Below are 23,195 nucleotides of genomic sequence, written 5' to 3'. Positions count from 1 at the left end.
AAGAAGAAACGGGCAGGAATGGCAGCGATTAAGCAGTGGCGAGTTGGCTGATTTGAGCTACGGCGCGGCGCAAAAAAGTGGGCACAATAACAGATTCGGTGTACTCGATGGTGTCGGGGTTAGCGAGCAGACTTACCATTTCGTGGTATTTGGCTTCGCCATATGCCGTTACTACCTGCTGTTTGCGCTCATCGGTAAGCATGTAGCGGAGCATGCCTTCGCCATCGGCCTCGGGGTGGAACTGAGTACCAAATACTTCTGGTGTAAAGCGAATCGCCATCACGGCGCGCGCCAACGGTACATGAGGACGTTCTTTTTCCAGGCACAAAATCTCTGCCCCCAACTCTTCAATGCGCTCCAAGTTCACATCGGCTAGCTGATAATCGCGCGAGTCGACTACGTAAAATGGCTCCGGCAGGCCTTGCAGAACGGGTTCGGCTACACCGGCAGGGGTGAGGTGGACCGGGAGCACGCCAAACGACGTGGACTTGCGCCGGCTGATGGTGCCCACGCCCAAATGCCGGCTCACGAGTTGGAACGAGTGGCAAATGAGCAGCAAATGTTTTTTTTGCTCACTGGTTTGGTTATGCGCCAGCAAGGAGTCGATAAATTGAAAATAACGGACTTCCCACAGTTCATCGGAAGCCAGGGGGCTGCCAGGGCCCCCGGATGATACATAGATGTCGTAGTCCAAGCCGGGTAGGGCGTCTTCGGCCCGTACGTTGAATGTGTCGACGTGAAACAGAACGCCGTTTTCCTCGGCCCCGCGGGCCACTAGTTGCCGAATGCAGCGCATGCCCTCGTTCGGCGCATTGTTGTACATATCCAGAATGGCGATGCGAATAGACTCCATAATTTCCGTAAATAAATAGGCGGTTCCGCCCAAAAAATAGAAAAAAGCCAAGCGAGCGCCTGGGCTAAAAAAGAAACAACGCCAACCGGACGGCTGGCGTTGCAACTGCAAAGATAAGTAGCTTATAGCCCGTGCGTAGTTTCGGACAAGATGTAGTCAACCACCTTGCTTAAATCGCCGGTTTCGCGGAAAACGTGAAGCTGGCGGTCGGCGCCGGTGCCCATTTCCAGCATTTTCAGCACGTATTCTACTTCGTGGCGGCTGCCGAGGTCGTCCACCACGTCGTCGATGAAATCGAGCAGCTCCAGAATGAGCTTGCGGGTAGGTACCTCCTCCTGAATACCGAAGTCAATCATGTTGCCATCGAGGCCGTAGCGGGCGGCGCGCCATTTGTTCTCCTTAATCAGGGCGCTACGGTAGATGCGGAAATTGAGGTTTTGGGACTTGAGCTTGTAAATTTTAGCCACTAGCGCCTGCATGATGGCGGCCACCGCAATGGTTTCGTCGGCCCGCATCATCATGTCGCAGATGCGGTATTCGATGGTGTCGAAGAAGGGGTGGAGGCGCACGTCCCACCAGATTTTCTTGCCGTTGTCGATGCAGCCGGTTTTTATCAGCAGCGCGATAAACTCGTCGTAGTCGCTGGCGCTATGGAAAAAGCCGGGAATGCCCGTGCGCGGAAACCGCTCGAATACCTTGGTACGGAAGGACTTATAGCCTGTTTCACGCCCTTCCCAGAACGGCGAGTTGGTGCTGAGCGCAAACAAGTGCGGCAGGAAATACCGCAGTGTGTTCATCATATACACGCCCATTTCCCGGTCCTCGATGCCGATGTGCACATGCATGCCAAAAACCAGGTTGGAGCGGGCGGCCTCCTGCAATTCCTCCACAATTTTATCGTAGCGGGCATCGGGCGTAATGGGCTGGTCCTGCCAGCGCGAAAATGGGTGCGTGCCGGCAGCTCCGATTTTGAGCCCCTGCTTGTCGGCCAGCTCAATCACCTGGCGGCGTAGGTGCAGCACCTCGGTGCGGGCTTCGGTGATGTTCTGGCAAATATTGGTGCCCACTTCCACTACCGACTCGTGCATTTCGGCCTTCACCTGCTCGTGCAGGGTGATTTTGCCGTTCTCTACGATTTGCGAGAGGTGCGAGCGAAGCTCCCGGGTTTCGGGGTCAATGGTCTGAAATTCTTCCTCGATGCCGAGGGTAAACACGGGCGTGGCCATGGGCGGGACGAATAAATAAGTGGAAAGGCCTAAGCACAGCCGTGCCCAACGTGCCGAAACAGCACGCCAGACACGACCAACTTAGGGAAGACTATTCAGCCTTTTTCGGAGCGGCCTTTTTAGCAGCGGGTGCTTTGGGCGCAGCCGCCTTTTTAGCCGGCGCTGATGCCGCAGCCGCTTTGGGTGCGGCGGCTTTCTTGGCAGCCGGGGCTTTGGCTACGGGCACTTCGCCGGTGGGCGGCTCGGGCTGGGGAGCATCGGCGGCCTTCTTGGGTGCGGCTTTCTTGGCGGCGGGTTTGGGAGCGCCGGTGGCACCCAGGTCGTTGGTTTCTGTCACGGGGCTGCCTACCTGCACATCCGCCGCGCTGGCTTTGGCGGCGGCAGGGGCGCCGCTCACGGCGTCCTGCACGAAAGAGCCCCAAGTGAGGTTGGTTTTGCCGCCTTGGTTGGCTTGGGCTCGTTCGATGGCCAGTTGCGCGGCGTGCTCTACTACCCATTCAAAGTTCTCAGCGCCAACGGAATTCACGTCGGCATCAGGAGCTGGGTTGCCGAAGTCGATGGCAATTGGCACGCCGTCGCGCACTGCAAATTCTACCGTGTTGAAGTCGTAACCCAGGCCCTGGCACAGGCGCAGGGTGTAGTCTTTGATGGTATCGAGCAGCTGCTGGCCGGCTTCGCCCTGGGTTTTCATCGTGGTCTGGTAACGCTCGTGGGGGGCATTGCGGGGCTCGTAGGGCATGATGAGCACGTGCTTGCCACCCAGGCAGTAGCAGCGAAAGTAGTCTTCAAACTCGATGGCCTCCTGGTATAGCATCACCAGCTGGCCGGTTTCGTCATAAGCGCGCCAGGCTTGCTCGGCGTTATCTACCTTGTACACGCTTTTCCAGCCGCCGCCGGAGTGGGGCTTCATGAAAGCCGGAAAGCCGATGCGCTCAAACGCCTTCTCCCAGTCGAACATGGCTAGGTTGCGGAATGAGTTTTCGGAGGTGTCGTCGGGGCGGTGCTTGCTGGGGAGCAGCAGGGTTTTGGGCACCGGCACGCCCAACTGCACGGCCAGCGCGTTGTTGAAAAACTTCTCATCGGCGCTCCACCAGAAGGGGTTGTTGATGATGGACGTACCGGTAAGGGCGGCATTTTTGAGGTAGGCGCGGTAGAAGGGCACGTCCTGCGAAATGCGGTCGATGATGACGTCGTAGCCGCAAGGCACGGCCTGTTCTACTTGCTCAATCTTCACGAACTCGGCCGTGATGCCGTCAACGGCTTTCTGATTTACGCGGTCGACAAATGCTTGAGGAAACGTGTTTTCCTGTCCGAAGAGAATACCGATTTTTTTCATGGCTAGGGTTGTTTTGGTAGCTGCTTAGCTAGGTGATAAGGGAGAATTTGGGGGTAAGGAATGGGCGCGTAGAAGGCGAGTAGGCCCTTTGGGGTGAGTAAAGTCTGCTCTATGTCTTGCTACGGGTGTCTTAAATTAATTACTGCTTAACGGATGGTATCCAGATATTGCGGGAACATTTCGCGCCACACGGGCCAGTCGTGGTTGCCATAAGGCTTCACATCCAGCTTATACGGAATGCCTTTTTCGCTCAGAATGCGGGCCATATCGAAGTTGGCGCCTTTACAGAAATCATGCTCGGCCGTACCCAGGATGATGTTCATCCACTGAAAATGCTCGCTGTGAGCGCCAGGTATAAATTCGGGTGGGTTGTTGTAGTACACGTTGTCGTCGTGGTAGCCGCTCAAAAACTGGCGGATGTCGAAGGCCGCGCCCATTGTAAATAAATGCGCCACCTGATTAGGGTGGCGGAAGGCGAAATTGAGGGCATGATAGCCGCCGAAGCTACAGCCGGCGACCCCAATTTTATCAACGTTGCACTCTTTCTGCAAAGCGGGCACTAACTCTTCGCTCAGAAACTTGTCGTAGAAAATGTGGTTTCTCACCCGCACATCGGGCGATAAGTGCTTGGCGTACCAGGAGTGGGCATCAATGCTGTCGATGCAGAATAGCTTAACGCGGCCGGCTTCCACCAGCGGGCGGGCCGCTTCGATGAGCTTGAAGTCGCGGGCTTCGTTGTCGTGGCCGCCGGAAGTGGGGAAGATGACCACCGGGTAGCCCCAGGTGCCAAATACCAGCATGTCAATGTCCTGGCCAAGGTGATGCGAGTAAAAACGGCGGTGTTGTTCGTGCACGGGCTGGGTGAAAAGAGGAGTGGAGCAGGAGTGCGCTGGATTAGCTGCGCGGCAAACTAGTCAAGAAATAACGGACCTGCCACATTCAACCTGTTTTATTTCCATATTTAGGGGCATCCCGGGTCGGGTTCGTTACTTTGTTTGATGCTTTCAGAAATTACCGATTCAGTCCCAACCCATGCGGGTACCCGCCTTTGCCGGGAAGTTGTGGTTTCCAGCTTTTTGGAACGCGATGTGGAAGTGAGCATACTGCTGCCACCTGCCTCAGCTGCCACGGTGCCCTACCCCGTGCTCTACCTCAACGACGGCCAGGACCTGGAACGGCTGGGCCTGCAAGCCACACTTGATGCCTTATATAATAGGAACGCCATCCGGCCCTTCGTGCTGGTGGCGCCCCATGCCAACGAGCAGCGCGTACAGGAATACGGCACCGCGGCTTCGGCCGATTTCAACGGCCGAGGTAGTCTGGCCGGGGCATACTCAGCCTTCGTGTTGAATGAGTTATTGCCCTTTGCCCAGGCCAATTACCAAGCGTCTGCCAAGCCTGAGGAAGCCGTGATGGCGGGCTTCTCACTCGGGGGCTTGTCGGCTTTCGATTTGGTGTGGCACCACCCCGACTATTTCATGCGGGCCGGCGTGTTTTCGGGCTCGTTCTGGTGGCGGCAGCGGGCCGTGGGAGCCGGCTACACGCCTGCCGACCGTATCATGCATGGTCTGGTGCGAGCCGGGCAGCTGCACCCCGACCACCGCTTCTGGCTGCAAACCGGCACCTTGGACGAGCGCGGCGACCGCAACGAAAATGGCGTTATTGACTCGATTGAGGACTGCCTTGACTTAATTGAAGAACTCCGTAATTCTGGTTTAAATACGCAGCAATCATTGCGTTACGTACAGGTTGAAGGCGGTCATCACCATCCGGATACCTGGGGACGCGTGATGCCCGACTTCCTGATTTGGGCCTTTGGGCCAGAGGCCGCAGCGCAACAGCTGCCCGCGCCGCTGCCCATCGTGCGCTTGAGCTTCGACCCGACTCTGGCGCCCTCTATTATGCCATCTTCCTCGCCGGGACCTGCGGTGCTGTTGCCGCTGGATTTGCCCGCGCCCGATACTTCCATTGGGCAACCTGTGACCGCTGCACCTGTCTTTACTCCTCAATCAGCTCCCGCGCCCATGTCCATTACCCGCCCTGCCGAAGGCGATTTCCTACCCTATGCCGGCGGCTACATCAACCAGATTCCCATTGAAGCAAACCCATTGGATGCCCTGCGCAGCCAGCCAGCGGAAATCCACGCTGTATTTGCCAACTTGAAGGAGGAGCAGGCCGAAAAAGCCTATGCTGAAGGCAAATGGACCCTCAAGGAAATGCTTTTGCATCAGATTGATAGCGAGCGGGTATTTGCCTACCGCGCCCTGCGCTTTGCCCGCGCCGATGCCCAGGACCTGCCCGGCTTTGAGCAGGACGATTACGTGGCCAATAGCGGCGCCAATGCCCGCGCCATCGCCAGCCTGTTGGCTGAATACGATGCTACCCGTGCTGCCACGCTGGCTTTATTCGGTAGCTTCACCGAGGAGCAACTGAACCGGCGCGGCACTGCTAATGGTGGCCCGGTTACGGTGCGGGCGCTGCTCTTCATTATTCCTGGACACGAACAACATCACCTTACCATTATTCGCGAGCGATACCTGCCCATTCTATAAAGTATTGGCAGTTTTTCGGTAAAGTTTCTACCTTCGCTCCATACAACGCTTCGGCTCGGCCGTGCGTTGAAAGTCCCGAAATTACCCCTCACCAAAACTTCTTTTCAATCATGGCCAAAGCACAAGACGCCCGCAAAGAAAAAAAGAAAGAACCCGCTAAAACCATGAAGGAGAAAAAAGCGGAGAAAGACGAGAAGAAAGTGGCTCGCGCCCGCAAGCAGGAATAGGTCTCAGCCTTTTAACTAAAGAAACGGATGCCATTCAGCACACTGCTGTAAAGGCGTCCGTTTTTTGTTTGCCCGGTTTCAATGGACGCAAAACTTGCTGATTACGAAGTAGAGAGGCTATTAGGTGACTTGTGTGTGAGGCTGGGATTTTGCTTGCCACTACCTTTAATAAAACGGATTGTCAACAACCCGCCGAGAAGCATCGATAGATTCGCTGATGTCGTTTACAAAGGCGAAGGGCTCGACCCAACACTCAAGAGCCCGCTTTATTATCAGGTTCACGATATGGTAGCAGTAGCATTTGAACGGCATCGTGAGCAACAAGAAGGTAATCAAAGGGTGTAATACACTTCCTTTTCCTTGTCGTGGTGCCGGATGTAGCCGTGCAGCACCAGCTTTATTAGAGTCTGATACGCCCGGCGCTTGCCGAAATTCACCAGCTTCATGTACTGCGCCAGTGTGATGCGTGGGTGAGTTTTCAGGAAGTCGATAACGGCTAGCTCCTGTTTATTAAGCGGGATTTTCTCAAAGCGGGCCTCGGGCTGCTGGCGCTCCAATAGCTTCTCAGTGAGGCCGCTGGTTTGCACGCTGGCATCGCGCACGCGCACGTAGCCGCGCCAGTCGTCGGGAGCTACCTGGGCGCGGTGGGGCTTATTAAGGCTTTCGGGCACGGTCACGATGAGGACGATGCGGCCGTCTTCTTCCACCTCTTGGTAGCGTAGCTCGGTGAGCGGCGGCTCAACGTAGTGCTGAGCAGCTTCGCGGAGCACGAATAATTCTTCTTCCGGGTCGCGCACGCCTAGGATGCGGCCGGCATCATCTACACCCACCAGCACCTGCCCGCCCCGTGTGTTGGCCAGCGACACCAGCGTGCGCGAAATGCGGCTAGGGTGCGTCGTCTTTTGCTTGAATTCTAACTCTTCGCCCTCGCCCCGCGCAATCAGCTCGTATAAGTCCATGCGTTATTATACGAAATTTGGATACAAAAAATGCCGCTCCTGATTAACAGGAGCGGCATTTTACGTTTTTAGCTAATAGCTAACTAGAACGGCAGGTCGTTGTCGTCGTCGCTGGCGATGGGCGCGGCCGAAGGCTGAGCGCGCAACGTGGGGTTCTGGTTTTGTGCAGCGGGGCGGGGAGCAGCTTGCTGCGTGCTGCCACCACCGTAGCTAGCGCCACCAGCAGCCTCAATTTTCCATGCTTCGAGGTTGGTGAAGTACAGCATCTGGCCGTTTTTGTTGAAGCCGCGGCCGCGGAGATTGAAGGTAACCTTCACTTCATCACCCGTTTTGTAGGGGTCGATGAGGCTGGTTTTGTCCTGAACCATCTGAAACTTAATATGCTCGGGATACTGGCCGTCCTGGACTTCCAGCACGAACTCGCGCTTGCGAAACTTTTCGCTTACCTGCTGTTCGTCAAAGATTTCGTGCAGCCGGCCGGTTACGTCGTATGCCATAAAACTGGGGGTGTTTTGGTAGTAAAAAACTTGAACATCAAACCTACGAAAAAAAACGCTAGCGGGCCCGTAGCCGTTCCCTCAACCTACCTTTGCGCCCTGTTTTCGCCATTTATTTCTCAACTTACATGTTTGCACTCGCCATCCACGGCGGGGCCGGTACCATTACCCGCGCCTCCCTCACGCCCGACTCGGAACGCGAATACCGCGCCGCCCTCGCCGCCGCTCTCGCCACCGGCTACGACATGCTGCGGGATGGCGCCGCCGCCCTCGATGCCGTGGAAGCCGCCGTGCGCAGCCTCGAAGACTGCCCACTGTTCAATGCCGGGCGCGGGGCCGTGTTTACCCACGATGGTCACCATGAGATGGACGCCGCCCTCATGAGCGGCCACAACCGCCTGGCCGGGGCTGTGACCGGCGTGCGGGAGGTGCAAAACCCCATCCGTGCCGCCCGCCTGGTGATGGAGAAAACCGAACACGTATTATTAGGCTACCCCGGTGCCGACGACCTAGCCCGCGAATACGGCCTGCCGCTGCAGCCAGTGGAATATTTTTTCACCCAGCACCGCTACATCCAGCTGCAGGAAGCCCTGCGTGAAGGCCGCATGCGCCTCGACCACAGCCAGGCCCGCCCCACAACCGAACTGCCAACTACCGCACCCCTCGAAGAACCCGTAAAATTTACGGACGTGCCTGAGCCTGACCCGAACTGGAAAAAAGGCACCGTGGGCGCCGTGGCTCGTGACCAGCACGGTCATCTGGCTGCCGCTACCAGCACCGGCGGCATGACCAACAAGCGCTACTCCCGCATCGGCGATACGCCACTCATCGGGGCCGGCACTTGGGCCGATGAGCGTTGCGCCATCAGTTGCACCGGCAATGGAGAGTATTTTATCCGGGCCGTGGCGGCTTATGACATTGCGTGCCTAATGGAGTACAAGGGTTTGTCGCTGGAAGAAGCGGCGCGCATCGTGGTGCAGGACAAGCTTGCGCCCGTAGGCGGGGAGGGTGGACTGATTGCGGTGGACGCGGCAGGGAATGTCACGCTGCCATTTAACTCGGATGGGATGTACCGCGCCAGTCAGGTTGAAGGAGGGGCGGCGTTGGTAGCTATATATAAGGAGTAGTTGTAGCGCGGACTACAACGTCCGCGCTACATCGCTCTACCAACTGTAATGCACCAACGGCCGAATCCGGCGGTCATAAATTTCCCGCACGGCCTGCATTTGCTCGGTCGATAATGCGGGTAGCTCGGCGGCTTGCAGGTTCGAGAGAATCTGCTCGGGGCGGGAGGCGCCGGGGATAACGCAGCTTACTTCGTCAAACATCAGAATCCAGCGCAGGGCCTGGGCGGCTAGCGGGGCTTGGTCGCCTAGGGCTTTTTTCAACTCTTCCACGGCGGCGAGGCCGGTTTCGTAGTCGACGCCGGAGAAGGTTTCGCCTTTGTCGAATGCTTCGCCGTGGCGGTTGAAGGCGCGGTGGTCGTCGGGGGCGAAGTGGGTTTCGGGCGAAAACTTGCCGGTGAGCAGGCCGCTGGCCAGGGGCACGCGCACGATGAGGCCGATGTCGCGGAGGGCGGCTTCCTTGAAAAACAGCTCCGGCGGACGCTGGCGGAACATGTTAAAAATGACCTGCACCGTGGTCACGTTCGGGAATTCGATGGCTTTCAGGCCTTCCTCTACTTTCTCGATGCTCACGCCGAGGTGCTGGATTTTGCCTTCCTCCCGCAGCCGGTCAAACAATTCAAAGATTTCCGGGCGGTAGTACACATCGGTGGGCGGGCAGTGTAGCTGGATTAAGTCGATGGTTTCCAGCTGCATGCTGCGTAGGCTGTCTTCCACAAACTTGCGTAGGGCGTCGGGCTGGTAGGCATCGGCGGTGTGGGGCTGGAAGCGCCGGCCGCATTTGGTAGCTACGTAGAGGCGCTCGGAGCGCGCGCGCACAAGGCGGCCCACGGCTTTCTCGCTTTCGCCATCGCCGTACACGTCGGCTGTGTCGATGAAGTTGATGCCGGCATCGACGGCGGCATTCAGAATTTTGTCGGCGTTTTCGTGGCTAAATGGGTCGCCCCATTTGCCGCCCACCTGCCAGGTACCGAGGCTGATTTCAGAGATGGAAAAACCTGTTTTGCCAAGCTTACGGTAGTTCATTTTGTGGAGTGTTATAATAAGGAGTGATTTTGCGGCTAATAACGGCAGCCTTTACGTGCATTTAGTGGAATGCAAACTGAAGGAAATACGCAGCCGGCAAACTTCCAGATAGAAAAAAGCCTGCTCAACACCATGATGAGCAGGCTTTTTACGTGTTAAAAACAGGGATTTATTCTGCTGTTGAAGTAGTCGCCTCAGCTACCGTAGCGACTTTTTCAGCCTCGGGCGTGGCGGTGTGCAGGGGTAGGGCTTCCTTGCTGGCGTAGAATTTTCGCTCGCGCATATCGTACACGTTACCCTTGGCCAGCACGTGCATGGTCACGTTTTCGATGGAAAGCACGGTGCCCTTCTTGGCAGCAGCGGCGTTGTTGTGCTGGATATCATGGCCATCAAGGATGATAACAAGGTTAGAACCAATGGTTTCTACCCAATTGCCCTCGGTGATGAGCACGCCAGTGTCCTCACCCAGCCCGATGCCGATGAGCTTAGGGTGCAAGGCCACTGACTCGATGAGCCGGCCAAACCGGCCGCGCTTCACAAAGTGCGAATCGACGATGGCCGCCGGGAGCAGGCCCAACCCAGTGCCCATTTTCACGGCGCCTTTCAGCAGAGCGTCTGGTACCGAGCCGCCGCGAATCATGTGTCGCGACATGGCCATGGCTCCGGCGCTGGTGCCAGCAATCACGAAATTCGGCTCGGCGTAGTAGCGCTGAACCATGCGGTCGAGAAAGTCGGTCTCGCCAAACATCTCGCGGAGACGCGACTGGTTGCCGCCTGAAAACATGATGACATCGGCCGCCAGCATGCGCTCCAGGTACTCCGGCTGGCGGGCATCCTCCGGCGTGCGAATGTCCATGATGCCCACATTTAGGCAGTTGAGCATGGCAAAGGAGCCGGTGTAGATGGGGCCGACTTCGGCCGGAATCATGGAGGCCGTGGTAATGACTTCGATGCGCGGGTCGAGCTTGCCGGTTTCGAGCACGATGCGCTTGAGAATACCTAGCTCAAAAAAGTTGAGGTAGTACTTGCGGCGGGTGCGAGGGTTGGGGTACGTGCCCTTGTCTTCGTTGCCGCCTACGGCGATGAGCTTACCAAGAGGGATGATGCTTTTCAACGGATAATGAGGATAACTGAGAGATGCGTGAGGGATGGGACCACCGAAACGGCCGGGTGGGCGCGAAGCCCATGGCAAAGTTCGGGCCGGGCGACCATATAATAAGGCTAAGCCCGTTCGGCCAGCAAGGCATCAATCGTGCCGGTGGCCACGGAGTGATAGTTGGGCCGGGCCTGGGCATAGATGGTGCGAGCCCGATTCCGGCCATCGGGTGTGGCCAGCAGCGCCCGGTAGAGCGGCACCAAAAATTTGCGCCGGCCGACGTGCAGTAAAAATTTCTCCAGCGCGGGCTCGGCCGCCGTGTAGCCCGCCCTTAACGTGTGCGGAAACCAAGCCGCCAGAATTTCGGCGTTGCCAGAGGCGGTGAAATGAAATGCCGCATCAAGCGCCGCCAGCTGCTCGACCGAAAGTGAAGGCGCGAGGCCGTGCAGGAAATGGACCCACTCGTGGCTGCTCCAGTTAGTGGTGCCGGAGAGGAGGGCCGTTGGCGCGATGCCGTTTTGCAACTGAGCCAGCGCTTGGTCCACGGCATCGAAGCGGCGCGAGCTTACGGCGGGGGCGTTGGATGGGAGGCCGGGACCATCGACCCAAGCGGCCAGGTTGAGTCTGGCTTCAAGGCCGGGCTCTTGGTCGAGTAATTCGGCGCGGAGGTAGTGCAAGAAGGAGGCGGTGTCCATCGCCTGAAAACTGAAGCGGGCGAAGTACTCCTTAATAAAGGTGTCGAGTCGGGGCCGGCCGACGAGCGACTCCAGCGTGAGTAGGAGAGCACAACCTTTCTCGTAGGCAATTTCAGTCAGCCCTTCGTCGGGGTCGCGGCCCGCCAGCGCGAGGTGCAAGTGTGTGTCGGGACTAGCTACGCCGATTTCTTCAATGGTATGATGTAGCGCCGCCCGGCCCAGTACCTGGAGCATGTCGGCGTATTCATCACCATACAAATGTTCCATGATGCGGCGCTCGAAGTAAACAGTAAAGCCTTCGTTCAGCCAGAAATCATCCCAAGTTGCATTTGTAACGAGGTTGCCCGACCACGAATGAGCTAGCTCGTGTGCTACTAAACTGGTCAGGCTGCGGTCGCCAGCCAGGATGGTTGGTGTTACAAATGTTAATCGAGGGTTTTCCATGCCGCCAAAGGGGAAGGAGGGAGGCAGCACCAGTAAATCGTACCGTTCCCAGCGGTAAGGACCGTAGAGCTCTTCAGCAGCGGCTACCATTTTTTCAAGGTCGACAAACTCGTGGGTGGCTGCCGACAGCGTGGCCGGCTCAGCGTAGATGCCAGTCCGGTAGCTGAGCGGCGCGAAGGCGAGGTCACCCACCGCTAGCGCCATGAGATAGGCCGGAATGGGCTGGGCCATGCGGAAGTGGTACTCGCCGCTGGCGCTAAGCTGCTCGGGATTCTCGGCGCTCATCAGGGCCAGTAAGTGGACCGGCACGCGCACCGTCGCTTCGTAGGTGAAGCGGATGCCCGGCGAGTCCTGACACGGTAGCCAGGTGCGCGCCAAAATGGCCTGCGACTGCGTGAACAAAAAGGGCTCTGTGCCAGCCGTCTGCTCTGGGGCTAGCCACTGCAGCGCGGCCGCCGTGGGAGCCGTGCGGTAGCGGATACGGACGGCGCTAGCAGTCGGTGTAAGCGCTACGCTCAAGCCTTGGCCCAGCACCACGTCGGGCGTGCTATCGAGGGTGTAGATGGAGGGAGCAGCCGTACCATCAGCGTCCAACACTTCGACCGATTCGATGGTCAGGTTGCGGGTATCGAAGACAACTTCGGTGGCTGGGCCAAGCTCGGCCAACTGCCAAGTAGCGCTGCCGCTGAGCGTGCGCGTATCAAAGTCAACGGTAAGGTCGAGCGCTAAGTGTTGCACGCGCGCCGAGCTCCGGCTGGCGAAGCTGTGCGGGTCGGTGGGCAGGGCACTAGGGGGAGGTGTGAGGAAGTTCATAGGCGATGGAAAACGGGCGTAACAAGAGAGGTATTAGTCAGGCAATGGAAATGCATAGGAACAGTGACTGGGGCCGCCCGTTGGCAGACTCGGCTACTATCAAAGGCGCATTTTAGGAGCAGAGTTACGAAGGCTGGCACGATTCCGGCCCTTACAACTGCTTGGTCACTGCCCGGTAATAGCGTACTTTGTAGCCGGACTGCCAACGGGCGGCCCGGACAACCCCACCATACAGTTGGCAGTACACTGCCCAAACTGTCGGGCTCGCCTGGTCTTTTCCCGTTCACTTTTCCTTTTTCAATGTCCTTCCTGTTTCGTTTTACTTCCTTGGTTTGGGTTCTGTTGGTCGCGGCCCTCAGCAGCATCGCGCTGCAATCCTGCGGTTCCGACAACAAGACCCAATCTGCCGACGGCACCACTCAAAGCACCGATGCGTCGGCGGCCGGAGTGGTCGGTCCGCAGCCCCTCATCGATAGCACGTACGTCATCAAAACATTCCAAGCCGAGCCCGCCTTCAAGGCGCAGCTGCTGCCTGCCCGCCGCTTTTACCGAGAGCGAAGTTTCCGGCTGGGTTGGTTTAAAGACCACCAGCCGGTAAAACAGGCTGAAAATTTGCAGGCCATAATCGCTAAAGCTGCAGATGAGGGTCTTAACCCTAAAGATTACCAGATTAAGGACTTTAAAGCGTTATTTGCCGAGCTGGAGAAGGCCCAGGCCGATTCCTCGCGCCGTAATGCGCTGGAGCAGCAGATAGACGTGGCTCTCACCGGTACCTACATGAAATGGGCCAACGACTACTATCGGGGCATCGCCAATCCGCGCGATACTAAGAGCACGTCGTGGCAGGTAAAGCCCAATAAAATCAAGCTCAACAAGGCGCTGGCCACCTTCCTCGGCGACCGCAAAAGCCGCTACAATTACTACGAGTTTGCCCCGCTGCACCCCGAGTATGACCAGCTCAAGAAGGCCCTTGCCACCTACAGAGCCCAGGAGCGGGCTGGGGGGTGGCCCACTCTGCCGGCCACCCTCAACCTGAAACCAGGTCAGTCGTCGCCGGCCGTAGCGGCCCTGCGCAAACGCCTTCTGGATAGCGCCGGTGGAGAAGCCGCCGCGTCGCTGCCCGCCGACTCGGCTAAGCACAGCGCGGTGCCTGTTGCCTATGCTTACGACCCCGAATTGGTGGCCGCCGTGAAATTATTTCAAAAAGATGCTGGCCTGAAACCGACGGGCATCGTGAGCGGCGAAACCCTGCGCCACCTCAACGTGCCCATCAGCGCCCGCATCGACCAGCTTATTTTGAACATGGAGCGGTGGCGTTGGCTGCCCAAAAAGTTCGAGCCGAATTACCTTCTGGTGAACATCCCGGAGTACACACTGCACGTCATTGAGGGCGACAAAGAAGCCTTCTCAATGGCTGTTATTGTGGGCAAGGTACTGCACGAAACGCCGGTGTTTAGCGACAAGGTAGAGTACGTGGTGCTGGCCCCTTACTGGAACGTTCCGTTCAGTATCATCGACAACGAGCTGCGCAGTAAACTAGCGGCAAACCCCAGCTACCTCGACCGGCTCGACATGGAAGTGGTGAAGGGCTACGGCCGCAAAGCCACCGTTATTGACCCCAATACCGTGGACTGGGCCAACGTGACACAGGCGTCCTTCAAGTACACGCTGCGCCGCCGTCCGGGCCCTAAAAATGACCTCGGTGATGTGAAGTTTATCTTCCCCAACTCGAACGATATTTACCTCCACGACACGCCCCATGACGAGCTGTTTTCGCAGAGCAACCGTAGCTTTAGCCATGGCTGCGTGCGCGTGGCAGAGCCCATCAAACTAGCCACCTACCTCCTGCGCGACCGCCCGGAATGGGACAAGCAAACCATCTTGGACAGCATCGCCACGCGCCACGAGAAGTACATTACGCTAAAAGAAAAACTGCCCGTATACCTCGTGTATTTCACCGCATGGGCTGATGCCGCTGGCCATCCGCACTTCCGGGACGACATCTACGGGCTCGATAAAAAGCTAGCCAAGGAGTACTTCGACTAACGGGCCTCCGCTCAATTCAAGAGCTCGCAAAGCAAGAAATTAAGGAGCGCCAGTTCCATCTAGGCAAGGCTCGGTAACCATCTGGTTGCCGGGCCTTGCCTTTTTCTAGCAGGCTGGAAGCACACTTATGCTGAGTGATACATTTGTTATTAGGTGTGAATAATGCAGAATTGTTTTAAGGATTGTTTACAATTGAGATAAGTACACTGACTTTTTTTATGTCATTTGTAAACAGAGAGACATAGAGTCAATCGGAGGTGGATTTGAAGATTCAATGCTACATTTGTAATCAAAGTGATAACAATGGTTGAACGCATTCGGACGCTACTGGAAACCCGGCAGCTAACACCCACTCAATTTGCTGATGCCATTGGCATTGCCCGCCCGATTGTGAGCCACATTCTTTCGGGCCGCAATAAGCCCAGCTTGGAAGTAGTACAGCGGATTCTAGCTGCGATGCCTGAACTTTCGATGCCCTGGTTGTTGAATGGCACTGGTCCGATGCAGGTATCTCTGGCTTCAGAGGCCACGGCTGCCTCAGTAGTCACTCCGAAAGAAGCGCCACTTGTTGTTCCTGGCCGCCCCTCAGCGCCCCCAGCCGCTGCCGCTGAGCCAGAGGCTCCGGTTAAGCAGCAGCGTAGTGCTATGCCGTACAGGCCTCCCGCAGCACAAGTCGCCCCCAAGACCAGGACAATGCCTAAACGCTTTACGCCACTGGCATCTAAGGAGGTGCGCTCAGCTGAGACGCCCGCAGTAGCTCCCGCAGTAGCGCTAACGGCTGATTTGCCCGCTTCAATTCCGCCTGCTGTTCCTGCGCCCACTCCCGAAGAAACTCCAAAGGTTCGGGAAGTGGAGGACGTAAGCGCGATGACGCCAGTAACAGATAATAGCCCTGCTATAAAGGCGGCTGATTCTACGGCTACCTCCCTGTTTGCTGGGACTGAAAAGCCTATTCGGAGAATCGTGATTTTTTACCGTGATGGCTCTTTCGCAGATTACCAGCCGGAATAAGTTTCCGAGTAGTGATGCTAGCCGGTAGCTGCGTCTAAGGGAACTGTATTTGAAGTTAGCCAAGCAGTTCTATACAGCAAGGATACCCGTATTCTTTCCTGTCTGGATATGGAAGAGCAATTGCTTTACGACCCAACTGACTCTGCATTGCTCAAGGGCTTTACAGCGTATTTGGTAAGGCCAATGCTGAGCGACAATAAGGCCCTCAATCTGACTCTGTGATTGCTCAGCTCCTGGCGTTGCCAAGTGGTAACTGGGTATGGCAGAATGTCGGTCTGATTAGCCCGTAGTATAGTGATGACATGAATTAATACAATTTGTCATGCTGTCCAGACGCTGGGTACACAAACTAGCGTCATTGGTTTGTCAGTAGCACCAAGCAGGAACGGGATGCTCTATATCCATCTCATCCGTGCTAACTTATGTAGAGACGTTTTCATAAAAGCAATAAACCTAATTTTTTTAATATAAATTGCTGATAATCAAGTTGAATTTTGCTGCTAATAAAAGTAAGAGATTAGTTCTGAATGCGAGCCATTGGAGCGGTTGTAATGCCTGCTGATGCAAACTGGTATCCCAAAGGAATGAGCTTGTAAATGCCGAAGAAGCTGGGCTATAACAGTGTAAAATGCTAATGTATTTAACCAAATTCCGCCAAGTGGCGAGTCCTAATTTATGCTGGCTTCTTTTGCCATGGATGCTAAAAAAAACAGTGGTATGAACCCTGACATCTTGGACAAGAAGACGAGCTTGCATTGCTTCAGCTGATGAATAGAAGTTGCCAACAGTAGCCATTATCGCAGCATATGTTTTGCGATTCTGATGAACGGAGGTAACCACTTTCTAAAACTGTGTTGTCAAATGTAAACGCTGCAAAACGATGACGGACGCCGAATACTCTGCTTAAAAGTATGCGTGCATCTGAGCCTGACACAAGCCTATGGAATGGAAAACCGGAGAGGCACAAGTCACTGGTTGTGGTTGTTCGTTTGGCGGCCGGGGGCTACCTTCGTGGCATGAAACTGACCCGCACGAATCTTTGGTTGGCCGCCGCTGCGGCAATGCTCCTGACGGCCTCTTGCGCCCAGGCCCCCGACGCCGCTGAGGCTGAACAGAACCCCTCCGCTGACGCAGCCTACAAGCGCGCCCACCGCGCCGAAGGCTACCGCGAAGCCCAGCGCTCCAACGTTACCCGCAACTAGTCATTACCCGTTCGGTTGCCCTTCGGTAGCTACGGTTTGTATAGAAGCAAAAAGCCCCCGCCAGATTTTTGACGGGGGCTTTTTATGTTATGATTGTTCTTGAGGAACTGACGAGTCAAACCCAGGAGGCGGGCTACTCAACCGCCACAAGCGTGGGCACTGGTGCGTTCTCGAAGCTGGGTAGGCTGATGCCGGCCAGCAGGTCGCGCTCCAGTAGGTCGGCCCAGGTGTAGAGGTAGAGCACTACGTCGTCGCGCTGGTTATGGCGTAGAGCATCGCGTCGCTCGAAAGGAATGGCAGCCCGGATGGCGGGGTCGGAGATGCGTTCGAGGTGGGTGAGGTCGCGGCGGCTAAAGCCGAGGGCCAGCATCTCGTCGATGGTCTGGTCGATGGGCAGGCCGCTGGTGGGGCAGTAGTCGATAATCTGGCGTTCCCAGTCGCCGTAGCGCTGCATGGCGCGGGCGTGGATTTCGGCTTTGGTGAGGCTGGTGATGGTTTGAGCGAGGTGGCCGCAGTTGCAACTGCCCATGTGGCCCCACTGATAGGGTGCTTGGGTGGCGAGGCGCTGGGCCGTGTCGCGCAGGGCCTGGATAACGGGAAGCGTGGGCTGTGCCATGAGTAAGAAGCAGAATAAGTCGCGGAGAAAGCAGGCTATCAGGCGTAAAAAGCAAAACGACCCGGAAAAAGTTTTCCGGGTCGTTTTGCTTTGGTGAAAGTACTCCTTTCTTATTTAGAATAGACCGCCATGTTGAGCCAAGCCGGAGTATAACGGTCGTTGAAGCCCGTAGCCTAGCTGTCTAGAACGAACCACGGCGCGAGCCGCCGGCATCGCCGCGGCGACGGCCACCCAGGTCGCCACCTTCGCGGTTGCCGCCTACGTTCACGCGGGCCCCGCCGCTGCCGAAACGGCGCGCGGTATCCGACTGGCCATTGCTGGCTGGTGCGGCCGGGCGGCTGCGCTCGCCGCTGGGGCGGCCACCGCCGTTGCCGCTGGGACGCTCGCTGCTACGGCCGCCTGAACGACCGCCGCCCTGGCCACCGCCCGAGCGTGCACCGCCACCACCGTTGCCACCCTCGCGGGGACCAGAGCGTGCCGGACGACCCGCCGGGCCCTTGGGGCGGATGATGCGCTCGTTGCCGTGCAGCATCACGGGCTTGATGCGGCCCGACTCGAAGGGGTGCGTGTCCACGTCAATCTGGCGGCTGATGAGCTTCTGAATGTCCTGAAGGTAGGCGCGCTCCTCGTCTTCCACGAAAGAAAAGGCGGTACCGAACGCGCCGGCCCGGCCGGTGCGACCGATGCGGTGCACGTAGGTCTCGGGCTCGTTCGGGATTTCGTAGTTGATAACGTGGGTCAGCTCATCCACGTCGATGCCGCGGGCGGCAATGTCAGTGGCGACCAGCACGCGGGTGCTGCCGGCTTTGAAGTTAGACAAAGCACGCTGGCGGTGGTTCTGGCTTTTGTTGCCGTGGATGGCTTCAGCAGGAATGGCGTTGGCGGCCAACGCTTTCACTACTTTGTCGGCGCCGTGCTTGGTGCGGGTGAACACGAGTACGCGCTTGATGCCTTTGTCTTGCAGAATGTGGCGGAGCAGGGCGGGCTTATCGTTGTTCTCTACAAGGTAAACCGATTGCGTCACCGTATCGGCAGTGCTGCTGACGGGCGTTACGGCCACGCGCACGGGGTTGGGGCGCAGGATGGTGGCGGCAAGCTCCTGAATCTGGCCGGGCATGGTGGCCGAGAAAAACAGGGTCTGGCGCTTGGTGGGCAGTTTGGGCAAGATGCGCTTGATATCGTGGATGAAGCCCATGTCGAGCATGCGGTCAGCTTCATCAAGCACGAATACCTCCACCTGGCGCAGGTCTACGAAGCCCTGGTTCATGAGGTCAAGCAGGCGGCCGGGGGTGGCAATGAGCACCTCCACGCCGCGCTTGAGGGCCTGCACCTGCGGGTGTTGGCCCACACCACCGAAAATAACGGTGTGGCGAATCTGGCTCAGGTGGCGGCCGTAAGCGCCGAAGCTTTCGTTGATTTGAATGGCCAGCTCGCGGGTAGGCGTGAGCACGAGGCAGCGAATGGCACGGGGCGCGTGGTTGGCCACCTGGGCCGTGCGGTGCAGCACTTGCAGAATGGGCACGGTGAAAGCAGCTGTTTTGCCGGTGCCGGTTTGGGCCACACCGAGGAGGTCTTTGCCTTCCAGCACGTGCGGAATGGCTTGCTCCTGGATAGGAGTGGGGTTGGTATAGCCTTCCTCTTTCAGGGCTTTGAGGATGGGGTCAATCAGGTTTAAATCGTCAAATGTCATGCTGACTAATAAGTAGCTGGAGCCGGGCAGTACATGCCTGGCGTCACAGTAAAGTGGTAGTGGACAGCCGTCCACATAATGGGTGGTTCAGCCTGCGCCGTAGCATAGGCGGGCATGGCCACGCTGGACAAGGTCGGGCGTGGGTGGGGTTTGATGGCTCGTCGGAGGCCAGCAGATTCCCTGAATAAAGAGGAATTGGAGTGAGGTGCGCTTACTTCGCGGAGACAGCCGAGGCGCGGGGCTTTGCCCGAAGCAGCCGGGCAGCGGGCTGCTCCGACGGCGGCCCTGGGTTTTGCAAAGGTACAACATATGCGGGTGCCTCCCGCGTTGGCGCTTTAGAGATGAGGCTTGGTGCGTAAGGGGCAGCGGTATTTTAGTGTAAGTCGGCCGGATTAATGAACAAACAGCGGTCCGAAGTATGGCGCGGTTATTTTGTTAATTTTACGGACATATCACCAGCATTCCCGTTTTCCTCCGTGGCATCCAGCCCATGCAGGACCTTAGTAGCCGTTTATCTGGCAACAAGCGCTGTTCGGGCCGATAAGTTCTTTTCACCGGTATTCTGCGAGTAGTTGAATAAGTTATTAGTTAGTTGGTCGAAGCGGCTAGCGGCGTGGGTACTCGTTTGTCTGCTGATAGCGGGGTGTGCCCAGCCGGCTAGCCATCCGCACTACCGCATTGGGTTTGCCCAGTGCAGCACCAACGGGCCCTGGCGCAAAGCCATGCTGGCCGGCATGGAGCGCGAGCTTAGCTTCCATCCGGATGTGCAGCTGAAGATGTTGAATTCGCACGATAACAGTGAATTGCAGAAGCGGCAAATCCACGAACTGATTGCGAGCAGCATTGATTTGCTGATTGTTTCGCCCTACGAGGCAGAGCCCGTGACGCCGGCTGTGGAGGAGGCCTACCGGCGCGGCATCCCGGTGCTGCTACTGGACCGGCGCACCGCCTCGCAGGCCTATACCGCCTTTGTAGGGGCCGATAACGTGGAGGTAGGCCAAACGGCGGCCCGCTACGCAGCGCGCCTGCTGCACGGCCACGGCCATCTGGTGGAGCTGCTGGGTACGCCCGGCTCGTCGGCTACCTCGGGGCGCCACGAGGGCTTTGCCCAGGCCCTGCGCGACTACCCAGGGCTGCAAGTCGTAAGCCAAGTAACCGGCAACTGGACCGAAAACGTCCCCAAGTCAGAGCTGACAGCAGCGCTGAAGGCTCACCCGGAAGTGACGCTGATTTTTGCTCACAACGACGGCATGGCGCGTGGAGCCTATCTTATATGTAAGGAACTGGGCCGCGACCGGCAGATAAAAATTATTGGGGTGGACGGCTTGGCCAGCGAAGGCGAAGGGATTGAGTTGGTGCAACAGCATAGGCTGCAGGCCTCGATTCTGTATTCGCCTGGCGGCGAAGATGCCATTCGCACCGCCTTGAAAATTTTGGGTAAACAGCCATTTAAACGAGAAAATATCCTGGGCACAATGGTCATTGATTCGACCAACGTGCTGACTATGCGGCAGCAAACCGATAAGATGGTGAGCCAGCAGCAGGACATTGAGCAGCAGCAGGGCTTGCTGCAGCACCTGCGGGCCACCTACGCTAGCCAGCAGGTGGCGCTGTACGTGTCATTGGCGTCGTTGCTGGTAGCCCTGGCATTGGGCGCGCTAGCCTGGCACTCGGCCCGTAAAAACCGGTTGATTAACCTGCAGTTGGCTTTGCAAAATGCAGAAAACGATAAAATCAACCGCCAGCTCAGCCAGCAAAACGAGGAAAACGACAAAATCAACCGCCAGCTGACGGCCCAGAATGAGGAAATTCGCTCGCAACGCAACCAACTGGAGTTGATGGCCGAGCGCGCCCGTACCGATACCGAGGCCAAGCTGCGTTTCTTCACCAATTTCTCGCATGAGCTACGCACACCGCTCACGCTCATTTTGGGGCCGGTGGAAGAACTGCTGAGCAACAGTGCTACCTTCAGCAGTGCCCAGCGGCAGGACCTGGGCTTAGTGCGGCGCAACACCCAGCGTCTACTACAACTGGTGAATCAGCTGCTGGATTTTCGGAAGATTGAGGTGGGCAAAATGGCCGTGCACGCTACCGAGGGCAACCTCGTGACGTTTGTGCGCGAAATTGTAGATGCCTTCGAGAAGCCTGCGCAGCTGCGCGATGTGCGCCTGCGCTTTCTAGCCGCCGAGCCAGTACTGATAGCTTGGTTTGACGGCAATATTCTGGACAAAGTGTTCTTCAACTTGCTGTCCAACGCTTTGAAATTCACCCCGGACCACGGCCAGATTACCGTCAGCCTACAAGCCGCCGACCAGGGCCGGGCGCTGCAAGTGAGCGTGACCGATACCGGCTTGGGCATCAGCGAGCAGGACCGGGGGCACATTTTCGAATGGTTTTACCAAGGCGACCAAGGTGCGGTGGCCAAGGGGTCGGGTATGGGCCTGGCGCTGGCACAGGGCCTCGTGCGCTTGCATCAAGGCCAGTTATCGTTCAGCAGCCAGCCTGGCAAAGGCAGCACGTTCAGCGTGTTGCTGCCCCGCGAGCTGCCCGAAGCTCTGCGCGCCGACGAGCTTACCCGGCCCGTGGTTTTCTCACTGGATGAGCCCGAGCCGCTGGCCGTGGAGCCGGTAGTAGCCGAGGTGACCCTGGCCGAAGCCGCCAGCGAAACGCTGGTACTCGTGATTGAGGACAACCAAGAAGTGAATGACTTTCTGGTGCGCAAGCTGGGGGCGGCTTATCGCGTGCAGGGCGCCACCGACGGACACTCAGGCTTTACGCTAGCCACCGAACTGGTGCCCGACTTAATAGTGTGCGACGTGATGATGCCGGGCCTGAGTGGCTTGGAGGTGGTGGCCCAATTGCGGGCCGACTGGCGCACCTCTCACATCCCGGTGGTGCTGCTCACGGCCCGCGGCGCTCCCGAGCAGCAGCTTGAAGGGGTGCAGGCCGGCGCCGACCTGTACCTGACCAAGCCCTTCAATCCGACTTTCCTGCTTGAAAGTGTGCGCACGCTACTCAGCAACCGCGCCCGGCAACGCGAGCATTTCCGCCGCGAGCTGAGCGTGGATACCACAGGTGTCACCACCCAGACCGACCAGAAGTTCCTGCTCGACCTCACGGCCATCGTGGAAGCCAACATCACCAAAACCGACCTGAGCGTGGAGGACGTGGCCCGTAGCCTGGGGGTGTCGCGCATGCAGCTCTACCGCAAAGTGAAGGCCGTGCTGAACACCGGCGTCACGGACTTCATTCAGGGCATCCGGCTGACCAAGGCCCGCGAGTTGCTGCTCGACGATACCCTCACGATTGCCGAAATTGCCTACGAATTGGGCTTCTCTTCGCCGTCCTACTTCACGGCCAGCTTCCGCACCCGCTACCAGCTCACCCCATCAAAGTTTCGGGCTCTGCACGCGTCGTCGGCACACTGAAATATTTTCTTGAATCGTGTTCTAAAAGTGACATCTGCGTTAAGTGGATGTCACTTTTATGCTTTTAGCAACATTATGATTATTAGATGATTAAACAAAATATTCCGCGCTGAACAAGGCTTGTAATAAATGATATAGTGTGCCCGCTACTAGCCCGGGACCTTTGTAAAAATCTGCGACATAACTGCGCTTTTTAACCCCCAATCGTTTGCATCAACTAAGCGGGCTTGAAGAACCTACCAACCGACTAGCAATTGGGAAATAGGTCTTTTGATGGCTCTAATCAAAGCAAACGATTGGGACTGCTAAGCTCCGGATTACGGCTTGCACCGTGTCCGGAAAACGCCCCATCCG

Annotated in this window: 17 protein-coding genes; 6 read left to right on the top strand and 11 right to left on the bottom strand. The window is 57.4% G+C overall.

Annotated features, from left to right (window positions below; translation table 11 throughout):
- Positions 1-28: 28 nt before the first annotated feature.
- The 4 genes from J4E00_RS01410 to J4E00_RS01395 form a co-directional block, all read right to left on the bottom strand.
- Positions 29-853, bottom strand: a complete 825-nt coding sequence (locus J4E00_RS01410) for a type 1 glutamine amidotransferase (RefSeq protein ID WP_208173221.1) — start codon at positions 851-853, stop codon at positions 29-31.
- Between the two features lie 122 nt (positions 854-975).
- Complete coding sequence (locus J4E00_RS01405; protein ID WP_208173220.1) at positions 976-2,079, bottom strand: carboxylate-amine ligase; 1,104 nt, start codon at positions 2,077-2,079, stop codon at positions 976-978.
- A 91-nt stretch (positions 2,080-2,170) separates the two neighbouring features.
- Complete coding sequence (locus J4E00_RS01400) at positions 2,171-3,415, bottom strand: RimK family alpha-L-glutamate ligase (protein ID WP_208173219.1); 1,245 nt, start codon at positions 3,413-3,415, stop codon at positions 2,171-2,173.
- Positions 3,416-3,561: 146 nt separating this feature from the next.
- Entirely contained in the window at positions 3,562-4,269 is a 708-nt protein-coding gene (locus J4E00_RS01395; RefSeq protein WP_208173218.1) for an alpha/beta fold hydrolase, read from the bottom strand.
- 207 nt (positions 4,270-4,476) lie between these two features.
- On the opposite strand from J4E00_RS01395, the gene J4E00_RS29340 reads away from it, so the two are divergent.
- Positions 4,477-5,967 carry an alpha/beta hydrolase-fold protein gene (locus J4E00_RS29340; protein WP_317196578.1) on the top strand — a complete coding sequence of 497 codons (1,491 nt, stop codon included), beginning with the start codon at positions 4,477-4,479 and terminating at the stop codon, positions 5,965-5,967.
- A gap of 559 nt (positions 5,968-6,526) precedes the next feature.
- On the opposite strand, the gene J4E00_RS01380 is transcribed toward J4E00_RS29340, so the two are convergent.
- Positions 6,527-7,153, bottom strand: coding sequence for a helix-turn-helix domain-containing protein (locus tag J4E00_RS01380; RefSeq protein ID WP_208173217.1), 627 nt, complete (start codon positions 7,151-7,153; stop codon positions 6,527-6,529).
- 83 nt (positions 7,154-7,236) lie between these two features.
- A complete protein-coding gene (locus J4E00_RS01375) occupies positions 7,237-7,650 on the bottom strand; it encodes a DUF3127 domain-containing protein (RefSeq protein WP_208173216.1) in 414 nt (137 codons plus the stop codon).
- Between the two features lie 128 nt (positions 7,651-7,778).
- Here J4E00_RS01375 and J4E00_RS01370 point away from each other — a divergent pair, with 128 nt between their 5' ends.
- The gene (locus J4E00_RS01370; protein WP_208173215.1) at positions 7,779-8,777 is read left to right on the top strand and encodes an isoaspartyl peptidase/L-asparaginase family protein; all 999 of its coding nucleotides are present in this window, start codon (positions 7,779-7,781) and stop codon (positions 8,775-8,777) included.
- A 36-nt stretch (positions 8,778-8,813) separates the two neighbouring features.
- Here J4E00_RS01370 and J4E00_RS01365 read toward each other — a convergent pair whose 3' ends face one another.
- The 3 genes from J4E00_RS01365 to J4E00_RS01355 form a co-directional block, all read right to left on the bottom strand.
- On the bottom strand, positions 8,814-9,800 hold the full coding sequence (locus J4E00_RS01365; protein ID WP_208173214.1) for an aldo/keto reductase: 987 nt from the start codon (positions 9,798-9,800) through the stop codon (positions 8,814-8,816).
- A 169-nt stretch (positions 9,801-9,969) separates the two neighbouring features.
- Positions 9,970-10,914 (bottom strand): cyanophycinase, encoded by a 945-nt coding sequence (locus tag J4E00_RS01360; protein WP_208173213.1) that lies wholly within the window; start codon positions 10,912-10,914, stop codon positions 9,970-9,972.
- A gap of 107 nt (positions 10,915-11,021) precedes the next feature.
- Entirely contained in the window at positions 11,022-12,848 is a 1,827-nt protein-coding gene (locus tag J4E00_RS01355; RefSeq protein ID WP_208173212.1) for a M1 family metallopeptidase, read from the bottom strand.
- 300 nt (positions 12,849-13,148) lie between these two features.
- On the opposite strand from J4E00_RS01355, the gene J4E00_RS01350 reads away from it, so the two are divergent.
- The 3 genes from J4E00_RS01350 to J4E00_RS01340 all read left to right on the top strand — a co-directional run bounded on the left by J4E00_RS01350 (position 13,149) and on the right by J4E00_RS01340 (position 17,107).
- A complete protein-coding gene (locus J4E00_RS01350; protein ID WP_208173211.1) occupies positions 13,149-14,894 on the top strand; it encodes a murein L,D-transpeptidase in 1,746 nt (581 codons plus the stop codon).
- 303 nt (positions 14,895-15,197) lie between these two features.
- Positions 15,198-15,905, top strand: coding sequence for a helix-turn-helix domain-containing protein (locus J4E00_RS30175; RefSeq protein WP_208173210.1), 708 nt, complete (start codon positions 15,198-15,200; stop codon positions 15,903-15,905).
- 1,016 nt (positions 15,906-16,921) lie between these two features.
- Positions 16,922-17,107 (top strand): hypothetical protein, encoded by a 186-nt coding sequence (locus J4E00_RS01340; RefSeq protein WP_208173209.1) that lies wholly within the window; start codon positions 16,922-16,924, stop codon positions 17,105-17,107.
- A 133-nt stretch (positions 17,108-17,240) separates the two neighbouring features.
- Here J4E00_RS01340 and J4E00_RS01335 read toward each other — a convergent pair whose 3' ends face one another.
- Both J4E00_RS01335 and J4E00_RS01330 read right to left on the bottom strand, forming a co-directional pair.
- Positions 17,241-17,723, bottom strand: a complete 483-nt coding sequence (locus J4E00_RS01335; RefSeq protein ID WP_208173208.1) for a hypothetical protein — start codon at positions 17,721-17,723, stop codon at positions 17,241-17,243.
- Between the two features lie 181 nt (positions 17,724-17,904).
- Positions 17,905-19,413 carry a DEAD/DEAH box helicase gene (locus J4E00_RS01330; protein ID WP_208173207.1) on the bottom strand — a complete coding sequence of 503 codons (1,509 nt, stop codon included), beginning with the start codon at positions 19,411-19,413 and terminating at the stop codon, positions 17,905-17,907.
- Positions 19,414-19,985: 572 nt separating this feature from the next.
- Here J4E00_RS01330 and J4E00_RS01325 point away from each other — a divergent pair.
- Positions 19,986-22,841, top strand: coding sequence for a substrate-binding domain-containing protein (locus J4E00_RS01325; protein WP_208173206.1), 2,856 nt, complete (start codon positions 19,986-19,988; stop codon positions 22,839-22,841).
- The last annotated feature ends 354 nt before the right edge of the window (positions 22,842-23,195 follow it).

The sequence above is a fragment of the Hymenobacter negativus genome, from assembly GCF_017571495.1.
Taxonomy (GTDB): Bacteria; Bacteroidota; Bacteroidia; order Cytophagales; family Hymenobacteraceae; genus Hymenobacter; species Hymenobacter negativus.
This window is presented reverse-complemented; position numbering and strand designations above follow the sequence as displayed.